Below are 13,756 nucleotides of genomic sequence, written 5' to 3' on the forward strand. Positions count from 1 at the left end.
TTATCCCCCTGATAACCTATGAGAAAGATCTCTATTCCCAATACCCCTTTTGAACAATTTTGTTCCATCCGTAATGGATGAAAGACTCCCTGAGGAGTCTTTTTTTTATTATTTTTTACTGTTTTTTGTTTTTAAATATCTTTCATAATTCCCTCTAGTATAATTTATTAAAAACTGTTCTATATCTTTAAGCCTATAATCTATCTCCCTTAAATTATTTATTTCTTCTTTAGTATGTACTATCTCCTTTTCTAAACTTTCTATCTTCTCTTTATAGTCTATATCCATGTCTATACCCTCCTCCTTCTTCTTATCATTGTTGGATAAATAGCTTGATTTTGCAGTTTTTTTTTATCTATTTCCTCTACATTTTCCAATGCTCCAAAACCTAAAAATTTTATATCCTCTCCTAGAGTACCAAAACAATAGTCTAGGTTTAGACTAGTATCATTTCTATTATCCACATATTTATATCTTGCAAAATCTTCTTTCTTTACATCCTTCCATAAATAGATTGGACTCCAAGTATTTCCATAGTCTTCACTATATCTACTATAAAGATTTAAAGATTCATTCCATACTATCCAAATTTTCTCATCATAGATTAGTAGTGTTGGATTAGTTGGATTTATACCATAGGAAATATACTCTTCCCTAGATTTTTGTAAGTTTTCTTTAAGATTATATCTAATATATTTTATCTCTAAGTTTTCTTTTATAAATTCACAATAACTTAAATGTAAATATTCTTCACTAATAATTCCATCTATATATAATTTTTTATTATTATCTGTAAGCATTTTTGATTCTTCCCAGAATTTATCTTTTAAATTAAATTTTTTTATACAAATAGCATTTTCATGATAATATAATAATAAAAAATCTTCTTTGTCTCTTATTATTTTTATTGGATTTAAAATTCCATCAGTTACTATATCTTCTACATCAAAGGAATTCCAACTGTCCTTTATTAATATATGATGTTTTATACTGTATGTATTTTCTTTTATTCCTCTTGTTAAATAAATTATATTCGTATATGTATCTACTTCAAATAAATTTATTTGAAATACTTTGCTTATTTTCTCATCTGTTAAATTAATAGATTTGCTATTGGCTTTACTTACTTCTAATATCTTTAAATTGTATTCTAAGCTTTGATATATTAAGTATATATTTCCATCTTCCATTAACATTACATCAAATTCATCTAATAAATCATCTATTAGCACTTCATCCACACTATTTTCTTCTTTGTTGTAATAGTCCATAATTATAATATTTTTATTTTTTTTGAAAACATATATCTCATCTTCATTTGTATGAGATATAACTACTTCATTATTATAAAATGCCATTCTATCACTTCCTTTTATTTTATATTATTAATATTTATTTCTTTTTATGCTCCTTTTAGGTAACACAAGCCTGAAGATTTGAATATATTATCTATGAGTAAGTTTTTAATTCACTATATTATATGAAAGGAGAAAAATTATGAATTTAAATAAAAATTCAGATCTTGATTCTAACAACTTATTATCCATAAGCGATCCCTGCTGTAAAGGTAATACTGGATGCGAATGGGATGGAACTTTAAGAAAAGTAGTTGCTGAACCTGTATTTGTTCAAAAGGTATACGATGCTACACTTGTAAATCTTCAAGCATTGAGTACGCTAAACAATGTTAGATTTACTCCTAATCTACCAGAAGACAGTACTATATTAAGTATTAGAAACATAAAATGCAGAAGATTTTTCAATCCAGAAAATATTAAAGATCCTCGTAATTTCTTCTTAGAGCCAGAAACTGATTTATCAGGTGGAAGTTTCTTGAAAAAGGAAAATGGTGATTATGTAGAAGTAGTAGGTCCAGATGGATTATCTACAGAGAGAATCATATATGCTGATACAAGTGATTGTGGTGAGAAGAATAAGGGTACACCAGTATTTGGTACTCAAAGGATTAGAATTAAAGGAAATGTAGTAGTAGAAATTGAACTTGTAATTCTAGATTCAAATGACAAGAGAAGAAAATTTACAGTATCAGCAAATATTCCAATTGCACCACATACACAACCATTAATCCTAACTAATTTCTTTGAACTATGTATACCATCAATCTGTGACTCAGCCTTCTTCCCAAGATTTGCAGAGTTTTGCAATGTTCTTTGTGAAGCTAGACTAGCTACAAATAGTATTGAAAGAGATATAACTATATGTCCTGAAACTGGTCACATAAAAATTGATTTAATTATTGCCCTTTGTATTACTTGTGAAAAGAAAATAATACTTCCTGTACAGCTTTGTGTACTTTCTACAGGATTCCCTGAATTATCTCCAGAAGTATCTCCAATATGTACCACTTTCCCAACTCTATTTCCAAAACAGATAGATGGTACAAAACCACCCCATAGACCAGGATGTAGAACTACCCTAGAAGATCTAGAAGAGATAGAAGAATAGACTAAACTTAAAAATCGGTTATACTCAATGAGTATAACCGATTTTTATTCTATTCCACATATTATACCGCAGGCTATTCTCTTTCCTGCATCACCAGAAGGTTGCGTCCTATAGTCATCTGGGTTTTGATGTATTATTACAGATCTTCCTATGATATCTTTAGGTCTAAACTTATTTGTAAAAAAGCTCATTCTAGCATATCCATCATTTGAAAATATAACTGGAAAATCTCCTGCATGATTTCCATGGGGCTGATTATATGGATTATAATGACCCCCTGCTGAAGAAAATGGATTATTAGGATCATCTATTTTACATATGCCATATTCATGAACATGAAAGGCAAATGGACCTATGGGATTTATTTCTTCATTCCCAGGTTTATACATAGGTAAGCCATATACTTCAATACTTACTTGTGTACCACAATCTACATCCCTAAAATGGACTACACCGTCAATTTCAGGATATATATTGCCTCCTTTAATTCTAGCAAGTGCATTTAGCTTTTTTAATTCACACATATAAATTCCTCCTTCAAATATATTTTATTCCATATATTCGAATTTGTTCTATATTATATGTTTTTAATAAAGTCACTTAGATCTTCAAGCTTACTTGAACTAACTTCTAATTCGTGTTCGTCTAGTGCCTTAGTATATTTTAACCCTGAAGCAGTTACTATACATACAACTGTGTCTTCTTCTTTAAAGTAGTTTTCTTCTTTTAATTTCTTCACAGCTGCTAGAGAAGTAGCTGATGCTGGTTGCCCAAATATTCCTACTTCTGCCATTTCTCTTTGAGCATCTAGTATTTCTTTTTCATTTACTGCAACAACTCTGCCTCCATTTTTGTTTATCATTCTCAGAACTTCATTTCCACTTGGAGGATATGGATTTTCTATGGCATGGGCTATTGTATTTGGATTTTCAAATCTATCAATAGTTTCCTTATTCTCTTTAAAAGCTTGATATATAGGAGAGCATCCTTCGCTTTGAACTGCTATAAATTTAGGTATATTATCTATTAGACCCGAGTTTTTAAATTCTTTAAATCCTTTTTCAATTCCCCTAATATCTCCACCAGCACTAGTAGGTACTACTACATATTCTGGAATATCAAAGTTTAATTGCTCACAAATTTCAAAGGCTATAGTCTTATACCCCTCTACTCTAAATGGTACATCTGAATTTATAAAATAAATTTTATTTTCCTTTCCTATTTTCAAGCTTTCATAATAAAGTTTACCATAGTCACCTTTTACTTTTATAAGCTTAGGATTATATACCGCTATAGGCTTTAATTTCTCATCGGCTATAGTGTCTTTAACCAATATATATGTATCCATATTATACATTGCTCCATAAGCTGCAACTGAAGTAGCCATATTTCCAGTAGATACAGTACCTATTTTTTCATAACCTAAGTCCTTTGCCCTAAGTACGCCTGTCAAAGTTCCTCTATCTTTAAAAGACCAAGTAGGATTCTGAGATTCATTTTTAAAAAGTAAGTTTTTAATCCCATATTTAACTGCTAATTTTTGATTTCTAACTAAAGGGGTGAATCCTTCTTCTAATGATAAAATACTGTCTTCACATAAATAGGGATAAAAGTCTTTATACCTTTCAATTGTATTTTGTTGTAATACATTTCCCTCTGTTATTTTTCCATCTTCAATTTCTTCTAATCCTAATGGTTCATGACATTTCTCACATCTAAAGTCTTCAGTTTCTTCAGAATAAACTTCATTGCAATTAGTACATATAAGATTGTAGTTTTTCATGATATCCTCCTAAAAAATGATATATATTAACTATATCATTTTTCCCAATGATTAAAAAGACCATTTTCCACACTTGTCTCCATATCTAGAGAGTATTTTCTCATCTTCTTTTATTTCAAGGATTTCACAAGAATTTGAACAATCATTGCAATCTATTGTACTTACATCATATTTATTTTTATATATATTTATACCTTTAAATTTAGTGTAACCTTGAATCTCTGCTCTTTCCTTGCCCAATATGGCTGCGCCTATAGCACCCATTACATCATAATTTGGTGGAACTAGTACTTCTTCTCTTAATTGTTCTTCAAAAGCTTTTTTTATCCCCTCATTAGCAGCTACTCCTCCCTGAAATACTATTGGAGATAATATTTCTTTTCCCTTTGCCACATTACTTAAATAATTTCTAACCAAGGCTTCACAAAGACCTCTGATTATGTCTTCTTGACTATGACCTAATTGTTGTTTATGAATCATATCAGATTCTGCAAATACAGCACATCTACCTGCTATTCTTACAGTTTTTTTAGATTTTAATGCTTTTTTACCAAATTCACTTATATCTATTCCAAGTCTTAATGCTTGCCTATCTAAAAATGAGCCTGTTCCAGCAGCACATACACTATTCATTGCAAAATCTATTACTATCTTATCTCTTAATATAACTATCTTAGAATCTTGTCCTCCAATTTCTACTATTGTTTTCGCTTCTGGATTATAATCTAAAACAGATATAGAATGGCAAGTGATCTCATTTTTCACTATATCTGCTCCTACTATAATAGAAGCAAGTGATCTACCACTACCAGTAGCTCCTGCTCCAGATATAGTAGCTTCTCCATATTCTTGTTCAAGTTCTTTAATTCCCTTTTGTATCATCTCTATTGGTCTTCCTTGGGTTCTTAAATATCTTTTAAAAACCAAATTATTGTCTTCATTAATCAATACTATATTGGTACTTACGGAACCCACATCTATTCCTAAATAAAGTTTATCCAATTAACTCTTTCTCCTTTCTTCTTGCTATCAAATCTATAAAGGCCTCTAATCTAGTTATAAATCCTGCCTCTCCAGTCATTTCATCTACTATTAAAGTTAAAATAGGAAAATCTATACCTTTGCCAACTGACTTTAATATGCTCTTAGCTACTATTTCTGGCATACAATTCAAGGGTAATATTTGTATTACTCCATCATATCCCATATTTTTATAATAAATTGCACTTCCTACTGTCTCTCTTCCGTGACCTCCAACCTGGGATTTTAAATAGGGTTTGGCTAATTTATATTTCTCATTTTCCCCCTTTGACCCAAAGGGATAAGAAAATACATGGTGTTCTAACCATTTTGTAGGAGTTAGAGATTTATCTACTAACACTCCTAATTCTCCTAACTTCTTTTCCACTTCCAAGTTTACAAAAGGTTCTATAATTGTATATATCTCTCCTATTATTCCAATCTTTATAGGATTATAGTTTTTGTCTATTTCTATATTTTTTAATTTGTACTCTGTATCTTTTATAAGGTTTAATATGCCTTCAACTCCATTTACCTTTGTAGCATTTATATAATAATTGTTCATAATTTTATTTACCTCTGATTTATCCTTTGCATAAGCTCTAGTATAATTACATAAATCAGTTAGTTCGTCTGCTGTCTTTATGAGCTTTAGAGCTAGTTTACTATTTTTAATAATATCCTTTGGACTATTTGAATTACTTAATTTCTTTATATTGTCAAAGAATTTTTTTCTACCCTCTCCTATAGGTTCTACAACTAATATCTCAGCATCAATATCAAGATTTTCTAATATATCCTTTTGTAATAATGAATATAGACCATATCTACACGGACCACAGCTTCCCGTAATCAATATGGTATCTGCACCTCTTTCTATACTTTCTAAATAATTTCCTATGAATATCTTAAAAGGCAGACACATCATATCTGGTGAATGTTTAATTCCTAATTCAAGGGTTCTCTTGCTACAAACAGGTGGTGGAATAACAGTATGTCCTAACTCTTCTAAAAATACCTTTGCTACAATATATACATTACCAAAGTGAGGAAATGTTATTTTCATCTTTTCTCCTCCATTTCATCATATCTAAAAAAGCTTCTAATCTAGTATTAAATCCTGCTTCTCCTGTCTGTTCATCTAAAGTAATCGTCATAAAAGGGATATTATTATCTTGAGCTTTTTTCTCTGTTAAATGAACTAATACAGAATCAAGACCACATCCAAATGAACTTAAGTAAATTATTCCCTGTATTTGTCTTCTATCTATAAGACTAAAGGCAGAACCCACTATATTTATCCCGTGAGTCCAAAATATTCGCTTAGGCAATAAATTAGAAAAGCTCCTCTTTTCTTCTTCTGATACATCTTCAGGTACAAATATATTTATATTTTCTTTTTCTAGTTTTTTTACTATCATTAAATTCATAAATTCATCATAAATATTGTAAGAATGTCCAATTAACAATATATTTAAATCATTTTTATCGCTATACTTATATAAATTTTCTTTAAAAGTATTAGAATATAACCATTTTTTATGATTTTTTTTACTCTCTAATCCCTTTTTATATGCTGTATTTATAGAGCTTTTATCCATATTCAAATACTTTCCTATGGATACATAACTATCTTTGAATTCTCTTTTAGAATTATATATAAATTCTTCATCAATAATATCAGGTAAATCATCTATACTATGTTTTATCATATCAGGAAGTCCTAAAATCTTTGGACAACAATATTCCTTTTTATATAGCTTTGTTATCTTAGGTATAAATATATAGTCAACCTTATCTTTTAAATACTCAACATGTCCATGAAAAATCTTTACAGGTAGACATGCTTCATCTACACATGAAGCTATTCCCATATTTAATATGTCCTTATTTGTATCTGTTGAAGAAACTACATCATAATTTAAACTTTCAAAGAATCCTTTCCACATGGAATAATTTTCATAGTATAGCATCCCTTTAGGTAGACCTATTGTCTTTGTCATATTCTCCCCTCCACTTCCAAAGTATTGACAATTAATATCTTTAATATAACTGTACAATGAATTAAAATTAAGATAATATTGATTTAGGTGATAAAATGGAAATTATAGTAAACAAAATATATAAAGATTTAGATTTAGAGAAATATAATTTAGATGAAAATTCTTGTTTTTTAGATATTGAAACTACAGGATTAAATAGAAATAAAGATAAAATATATTTAATTGGAGTAATATATTTTGATTTTGACATAAACACATGGGTATTAAATCAAATTTTTGCAGAGAATTTGAATGAAGAAAGAGAAATACTATTAGAAACCATTAATCTATTAAAAAAATATCATACCATTATAAATTATAATGGTAGTTCTTTTGATATTCCTTTTTTAAATAAAAAATTTGAATACTACAATATGAATTATTTTATAAAAGAAAATAGATCATTTGACATATATAGACTAATTAGATCTGATAAAATGTTTTTAAATCTAGAAAATTTAAAATTAAAAACCATAGAAAAGTATTTGGGAATTGAAAGAGAGGATGTTTACTCTGGAGGAGATTGTATACAGTTTTATTTGGATTATGTATCAACTAAGGATGAAGTCTTAAAAAGTAGGATAATAAACCATAATAGTGAGGATCTTTGTTATATGTTAGATATAATAAAAATCCTAGAAGTTTTAAAAAACAAAAAGACATTTAGTGTCTTAGATAAGAAACAAAATTATCAATTTTATATAGAAAGTATTGATTTAAAAAACAATTTTTTAACTGTTCAAGGACTTATAAATAAAAGCTTTCATAGGACAATTATATATTATGATGCAAACTACTCTATAAAAATAGAAGATAAGTCTTTTTCTCTTTCCATAGAAACAAATAAAGCTTTTGTAAGTCCTGGTAAGATTGGGGATTTTGTATATTTAAATAGATATATAAAAGATATTAAAAATAAGGTTTTAGTATTAAATGTTGAAAAAACCTTTATAATTAAAAATATCAAAAGTCTTATGCAATTACTGATAAAAAATTCATATAAAATATTAGATTAAAATCTAAAAAAACATCATAATATTTTCATCTATGAAATATTACTTATTTTATGATAATATAAATACTGTATTTAAATAGACAATTTATAAAAGGAGAACATTATGATAAACGGAATAGAAATAGAAAAAATAATCTTACATATCCTAGATCCTTCCATAGGATTGCCTGTTTTTTCAGAAGAAGAACATCCCCATAGTAGAGAAATTATGGAGTTTATACATATTCATATAGAAAAAATATTTGAGGATATCAATATTAAAAAATCCTACTTTCTTGATGAAAACAATCTAGCGAAAAAATTATCTATAGATATCTCGAAGGAAAATGATTTATTTATAGAGAGAACAAAGGAACTTTCCCATATGATGTATAATATACTTGAACAAAATGTAAGTATTCCTCCATGTGATCTGATTTGTTCATTATTTAAAAAAGATGGTAAAAAATACTTAGGATGTTTTATATTTAATTATAAAACATCTTATATTCACTATGTAGAAGAGCTAGAAACCGGAAGATTAAATACAGTTGTAAAACAAAGTACAACTCTACCTAATATAAATCAAAAAATAGATGAATTTTTCATAATAGATTTAGAAGATTATTCAATCCTTTTAAAGGAAAAGAAATATGAAATCAACGGAGAGAAAGTTTACTATCTTTCTAAACATCTATTAAAATCAGTAGACTTATTATCAAATAAGGAAAAAGTAGATATTGTAAATAAAGTATCTAAAAAAATAATTAAAGAATACTATGAGGATGATATTGGAAAACTAGCAGAGATTAAGAGTGCTATGGTAGAAAGTGTTGAAGAAACTAACTCCATAGATTTGGAACATATTAAAACCAAAGTATTTAAAAATAATTTAGATATTAAGAGAATCTATGATGAAGAAATAGAAAAAAAGGGATTAACAGATAAAATTATAGAAGTAAATGAAAACTTAATAAAAAAAATACCTACTACTCAAAAGCTAGTCATGGATAATGGAATAGAAATAAAGGTACCTATTGAATATTTAGATGGCAATGATACAGTAGAGTTTCTAAATAATACTGATGGCACTTTATCAGTAATACTTAAAAACATAAGGGATATACAAGGAAAGTAGATGCTACAAATAGACGAGGAAGATGATCTCCTCATCTTTAAAATAGCCAATAAAACTACTCTAAAACTCATATTCTATACCCCTAACTTGTAAATAACAGCTAAATTAATCTGTCAACAATGCATTTTATTATACATGCTACTCCAAAATACAGATACTATTAAGACAGCGAAAAATAATGAATTCATTTATGAATTCATTATAGAAATAACCAATGCTCCAATTGTTAAGCTTTCAATAAATAAAAATATACTTAATAATATAAATAATGCTAGTATGGATATATATATATACAATACTTAATTTCTGAATTTAAACTAACCTTAGGAACCTCTCTATTTTTCAGGTTCTTAATATATAGAGCTATTATAGTAATCCCTAATAAAGTTGAACCATGTTGTAAAAATTTGTAAATATAAATTCCAAATACTTTATTATTTAGTATACTGAAAATATTTACAAAAAATCCTCCATTATGGGTAAATCCATCCCAAAGTATATGAGTAAACATGCCAAGTAAAGCTGACAAAATAAAAACAATATAGTCTGTAGTATTTGTTAAATTTATCTTATCCACATATAAACTTCCTAATTTTTTATTAATTTTATCAGGTAAATGTTTTATTAAAGGATCTTTAATAAATTTATAAAATAAAAAGTAAACTAGAAAAACAAGGGCTAAGTTTAAAGTAAGACAACGTATTAATTTATGTCCTATAATGCTTTTGGGTTTTAAGAAAATAAAATATTCAAAGTCTGGAGCCATTGATCCAATTATTAATGCTCCATTGTTATAATATTTCCTGTCCTTCTTCACTATACCTAATACAGCAGCTGGATGTGCTAAAGTAAATGCCATAAAATACCTCTTTCTATTTAAATATTTAAAAATACATAGATTTTATATTTTTTACACATCATTATAGCACATTTCTTTTATAAAGTTCCATAACAAAATCCATTCTTAAATATCAAGAAAAACTAGTAAAACCGAGGTGTTTCATAACTTATTTATAAATTATGAAACACCTCGGTTCCTTATATTACCTCTACTAATCTTTCCTTATACACAATTTAACCAAATCTTTTTCTGCAAATCTATAAGCCACCTTCTCACTTGTAAAGCAGTTTTGACCAAAATTTTTAGCATGTTCATATACATTACATTGTAGTTCTATACCAGTAATAATAAAATTATCACATTTATTAGCATCTTCTCTATCTATCTTACAATTAAAAGGTATATCATTAATTACAGTAGTTGGTTCCTTTGTTCCATCTTCTAAAACTGCTGTATATGAGATATTTTTTCTGATAAACCCACCTATAATAACTTTACCTGGGCATACAGACTCTATGTTAGCAAAAATTTTACTTTGGCTAATTATAGGCTCAGCCTCAAGAGCAGGTGGAAGTAGCTCTGTACTTCCTTTTACCATGACTTCACAACAAGTTTGAGGATTAGCAATAGGAATAGGATTATCTGTAACTATAAGTGGTCTCATCATTTCATTATCCTCATGGTCTACTATATGACAATGCCATACATATCCAGGACCTATAGTAGGATCAAATGGAAATAAATTTACTCCTGGTTTAACCTCATTAGGTTTAGCATCTTGTGGCGCAAATCTAAGCTTAAGTCTAGTAACTCTTCCAGGCAATGCTAATACAGTATCTTTCCATCCCCTTTCATTTAAAGGAGGATCAATAGGATTTCCAATAAGAAATGGTTCCACTGGTAGTGGTATGGTAGGATGAGATAACGGAGGTTGACCATTGAGTTGTGTCCAGGCATCCCTGTAATTTCTAGTATCAAATTCCTGACTATTGTCAATCAAAAACTGAATTAAATGAATGTGAATTGGATGTGCTCCTCCAGTAAGATTAACTATCTCCCATTCAACTGTTGAACCTACAATTGCTATTTCTGTAATAGGTGCACTCCATTTTTGTCCATCTAGAAATAATCCAAGGGCTCCACTAGATCCTCTTACAACATTTAAAGTTAAAATTTTCTTAGGCACATCTGGAGTTAATATTGGAATTTCATTTAATTTATTTGGAATCTCTTTTGGTGGGACTGAAGGTGTATCTAATATGCTAAATTGCATAATCTGTCCATCTGTTTCTGGATCAGGCGTGGCACCATTTGGGTAAGGTGCATTTGCATCATTAGTCATAATTATAGTAGTATAAGGTTCTATGATTGAAAAATCTATCAAAATATCAGCACGTTCAGCTGGTGAAATGAGTAATTCTGTTAGTTCAACAGGATATGGTAGATAACCTCCATCAGAACCAATTTGAATAAAAGGCTGATCGTTTGAAAGTTTAATATTATAAGTTCTAGTGTTTGAGCCATTAAGAATTCTAAAACGATATTGCCTACGTTCCACATCTAAATTAGGCCATGCTTTACCATTTACTACGATTGTATTTCCTATAAATGCTGGTCTCCAGTATGGGTGAATATCAGGATTATTTCCATTAGCAGGAAATAAAAGTGAACCATCTTCATTGAATGATCTATCTTGAATAACTATGGGAATTTCATATTCTCCACTGGGAATAAGAGGAGCTATATCATCATCTAAATCTCTTAATAAATAAAATCCAGAAAGCCCTGCATATACACCAAGACGAGTCATTCCCATTACATGATCATGATACCAAAGTGTAGTAGGTTCTTGTTGATTTGGATAGGTATAGCGTGATTTCGAAAAATCTGATCCTATTTTCTCTTCTCCAGCCGTAAACCATGAATTTGGTCCACCGTCAGAATCAGATCTAACTTCACCACCGTGAAGATGGGTAACTATAGGAACAGGACCCTGTGCTAAAGGAAATCCAGGTGGATACTGTGGATATGGTGGAATAGGCTTTTCCATATCATTTGGATTTGCCCAATGCAAAGTAGGGTCTACTGCAAACAAATTATAATTCGTAAGATTATTTACCCACTGTACATTAATTGGAATGTCCCGAATAGCTTCAAATGTAGGCCCAGGAGAGCTACGCTTGTATACTAATTCACAAGTATCAGGGTCAATAACTATACCTTCATATCCAAATACCTTTGTTTTTGGATATGAAGGTGGCAATATCTGTTGCTTGAATTCACTTACAGTAACTGTGTAATTATGACTTGTTTCTTTACCTGTTACAGAGTCAGTTACTATGGTAGGTTTGAATACAAGCGGTTTAACCAATTGATTAACATATTTAGGAATTAATTTAGGATCTAAGGGGTTAGTCATCTATAATTGCCTTCTTTCATTCATCTTTTTATTTAAAAGAAGATACTGTTGATATCTTTATTTATATATTATGTAGATTTATTTTAACTGTGTTTATTAAATCCAAAAATTTAAATATGTAGTAACTAGTATTTTTCCGTCTTGATTTTCCCAAGGAATTTAAACTTCCATGGTCTATTCTCCTTAATACATTTTAAAGAATCTAGCCCTTCTGATACTTTATTTATATTTGTGTCATTATTTTAAGCTTAACTATATTTACCTTTTTTATAAAAATAAAAAAACTGTATACTAACAAAAGTATACAGTAAAAATAAACCTTCCCTATCTAAATCCCTTCATTGGCATTACTCAAATTATTATATCAATCAACTATAGTGCAAACATAATAAACAATAATATATATGTTTTCTTTATGTCTCTATTCACGAGTAAATAAGTTACTCCTAGCAGAAATCCCAAGAAAATTCCTTGTAATCCAATCCATATACTACCTTTTGTAAATGCATGGGCCAATCCCCATGTAATTCCACAGATTATTCCTCCATATGGTATGTTTTTTCTTTTATACCATACCTCAAATGCCTTCTGAGTAAAAATTATGATAAGCATGAATAACACTGTTTCAAATGCATAATATATATATTGAAAAACGAATAATAATAGCCCTTTAATCTGAAACTCTCTGATAATCTTAAATCCATTCCAATCTATGTAACTTGAAACTAATGCTATAATAACACAAAATATGACAGATACCCATTGCCATTTTGCCATCTTATCTGCTGTTTCAAAAAGATTAAACTGATATTTCTTCCTAGATGCAAAAATGAGCAAATAACCTATTATCCCCCAAGAAATGCAGGTTATAACCCAATGAGCGATCATCTGACTTGTATTCCAGTCCTGTATTGTTACTCCATATATCATCGGCTCTAATACAAAAGCATATATCACTTCTAGCCCTAATCCTGCGAATGCAGACATTCCTAAAGAAAAATAATCCCACCCAGTAACTTTTTTCCCCATATCTAATTTCCTCTCTTCTTTATA

General features: G+C 29.0%; 13 protein-coding genes. 3 read left to right on the plus strand and 10 right to left on the minus strand.

What is annotated here, in order from left to right:
* Nucleotides 1-108: 108 nt before the first annotated feature.
* Both AC4PG3_RS08955 and AC4PG3_RS08960 read right to left on the minus strand, forming a co-directional pair.
* Nucleotides 109-288, minus strand: coding sequence for a hypothetical protein (locus AC4PG3_RS08955; RefSeq protein WP_492196316.1), 180 nt, complete (start codon nucleotides 286-288; stop codon nucleotides 109-111).
* 2 nt (nucleotides 289-290) lie between these two features.
* Complete coding sequence (locus tag AC4PG3_RS08960) at nucleotides 291-1,358, minus strand: hypothetical protein (protein WP_492196317.1); 1,068 nt, start codon at nucleotides 1,356-1,358, stop codon at nucleotides 291-293.
* Nucleotides 1,359-1,497: 139 nt separating this feature from the next.
* On the opposite strand from AC4PG3_RS08960, the gene AC4PG3_RS08965 reads away from it, so the two are divergent.
* A complete protein-coding gene (locus AC4PG3_RS08965; protein ID WP_492196318.1) occupies nucleotides 1,498-2,466 on the plus strand; it encodes a hypothetical protein in 969 nt (322 codons plus the stop codon).
* 44 nt (nucleotides 2,467-2,510) lie between these two features.
* On the opposite strand, the gene AC4PG3_RS08970 is transcribed toward AC4PG3_RS08965, so the two are convergent.
* The 5 genes from AC4PG3_RS08970 to AC4PG3_RS08990 are packed head-to-tail and all read right to left on the minus strand — an operon-like array spanning nucleotide 2,511 to nucleotide 7,272.
* Complete coding sequence (locus tag AC4PG3_RS08970) at nucleotides 2,511-2,990, minus strand: superoxide dismutase family protein (RefSeq protein WP_492196319.1); 480 nt, start codon at nucleotides 2,988-2,990, stop codon at nucleotides 2,511-2,513.
* A gap of 53 nt (nucleotides 2,991-3,043) precedes the next feature.
* A complete protein-coding gene (thrC, locus tag AC4PG3_RS08975; RefSeq protein WP_492196320.1) occupies nucleotides 3,044-4,249 on the minus strand; it encodes a threonine synthase in 1,206 nt (401 codons plus the stop codon).
* A gap of 51 nt (nucleotides 4,250-4,300) precedes the next feature.
* Nucleotides 4,301-5,251: an acyl-CoA dehydratase activase gene (locus tag AC4PG3_RS08980; protein ID WP_492196321.1), complete on the minus strand. Its 951-nt coding sequence runs from the start codon at nucleotides 5,249-5,251 to the stop codon at nucleotides 4,301-4,303.
* Complete coding sequence (locus AC4PG3_RS08985) at nucleotides 5,244-6,335, minus strand: acyl-CoA dehydratase activase-related protein (protein WP_492196322.1); 1,092 nt, start codon at nucleotides 6,333-6,335, stop codon at nucleotides 5,244-5,246. Before AC4PG3_RS08985 ends, AC4PG3_RS08980 begins: the two co-directional genes overlap by 8 nt.
* Nucleotides 6,307-7,272, minus strand: a complete 966-nt coding sequence (locus tag AC4PG3_RS08990; protein ID WP_492196323.1) for an acyl-CoA dehydratase activase-related protein — start codon at nucleotides 7,270-7,272, stop codon at nucleotides 6,307-6,309. Before AC4PG3_RS08990 ends, AC4PG3_RS08985 begins: the two co-directional genes overlap by 29 nt.
* A 95-nt stretch (nucleotides 7,273-7,367) precedes the next feature.
* Between AC4PG3_RS08990 and AC4PG3_RS08995 the strand changes: the two genes are divergently transcribed.
* Together AC4PG3_RS08995 and AC4PG3_RS09000 are read left to right on the plus strand one after the other, a co-directional pair.
* Nucleotides 7,368-8,327, plus strand: a complete 960-nt coding sequence (locus AC4PG3_RS08995; RefSeq protein WP_492196324.1) for a ribonuclease H-like domain-containing protein — start codon at nucleotides 7,368-7,370, stop codon at nucleotides 8,325-8,327.
* Nucleotides 8,328-8,429: 102 nt separating this feature from the next.
* Nucleotides 8,430-9,443, plus strand: a complete 1,014-nt coding sequence (locus AC4PG3_RS09000) for a nucleoid-associated protein (protein ID WP_492196325.1) — start codon at nucleotides 8,430-8,432, stop codon at nucleotides 9,441-9,443.
* 271 nt (nucleotides 9,444-9,714) lie between these two features.
* On the opposite strand, the gene AC4PG3_RS09005 is transcribed toward AC4PG3_RS09000, so the two are convergent.
* The 3 genes from AC4PG3_RS09005 to AC4PG3_RS09015 form a co-directional block, all read right to left on the minus strand.
* A complete protein-coding gene (locus AC4PG3_RS09005) occupies nucleotides 9,715-10,302 on the minus strand; it encodes a DUF4184 family protein (RefSeq protein WP_492196326.1) in 588 nt (195 codons plus the stop codon).
* Between the two features lie 193 nt (nucleotides 10,303-10,495).
* Nucleotides 10,496-12,703, minus strand: a complete 2,208-nt coding sequence (locus AC4PG3_RS09010) for a multicopper oxidase family protein (protein WP_492196327.1) — start codon at nucleotides 12,701-12,703, stop codon at nucleotides 10,496-10,498.
* Between the two features lie 372 nt (nucleotides 12,704-13,075).
* The gene (locus AC4PG3_RS09015) at nucleotides 13,076-13,732 is read right to left on the minus strand and encodes a hypothetical protein (protein ID WP_492196328.1); all 657 of its coding nucleotides are present in this window, start codon (nucleotides 13,730-13,732) and stop codon (nucleotides 13,076-13,078) included.
* Nucleotides 13,733-13,756 lie beyond the last annotated feature (24 nt).

The sequence above is a fragment of the Tissierella sp. QWL-11 genome (assembly GCF_058683765.1).

Bases quoted from the DNA above. Each gene is read 5' to 3' on its own strand.
- AC4PG3_RS08990 (WP_492196323.1), bottom strand. From the start codon at position 7,272: ATGACAAAGACAATAGGTCTACCTAAAGGGATGCTATACTATGAAAAT.
- AC4PG3_RS09015 (WP_492196328.1), bottom strand. From the start codon at position 13,732: ATGGGGAAAAAAGTTACTGGGTGGGATTATTTTTCTTTAGGAATGTCT.
- AC4PG3_RS08985 (WP_492196322.1), bottom strand. From the start codon at position 6,335: ATGAAAATAACATTTCCTCACTTTGGTAATGTATATATTGTAGCAAAG.
- thrC (WP_492196320.1), bottom strand. From the start codon at position 4,249: ATGAAAAACTACAATCTTATATGTACTAATTGCAATGAAGTTTATTCT.
- AC4PG3_RS08970 (WP_492196319.1), bottom strand. From the start codon at position 2,990: ATGTGTGAATTAAAAAAGCTAAATGCACTTGCTAGAATTAAAGGAGGC.
- AC4PG3_RS09010 (WP_492196327.1), bottom strand. From the start codon at position 12,703: ATGACTAACCCCTTAGATCCTAAATTAATTCCTAAATATGTTAATCAA.
- AC4PG3_RS08960 (WP_492196317.1), bottom strand. From the start codon at position 1,358: ATGGCATTTTATAATAATGAAGTAGTTATATCTCATACAAATGAAGAT.
- AC4PG3_RS09005 (WP_492196326.1), bottom strand. From the start codon at position 10,302: ATGGCATTTACTTTAGCACATCCAGCTGCTGTATTAGGTATAGTGAAG.
- AC4PG3_RS08955 (WP_492196316.1), bottom strand. From the start codon at position 288: ATGGATATAGACTATAAAGAGAAGATAGAAAGTTTAGAAAAGGAGATA.
- AC4PG3_RS08995 (WP_492196324.1), top strand. From the start codon at position 7,368: ATGGAAATTATAGTAAACAAAATATATAAAGATTTAGATTTAGAGAAA.
- AC4PG3_RS08965 (WP_492196318.1), top strand. From the start codon at position 1,498: ATGAATTTAAATAAAAATTCAGATCTTGATTCTAACAACTTATTATCC.
- AC4PG3_RS09000 (WP_492196325.1), top strand. From the start codon at position 8,430: ATGATAAACGGAATAGAAATAGAAAAAATAATCTTACATATCCTAGAT.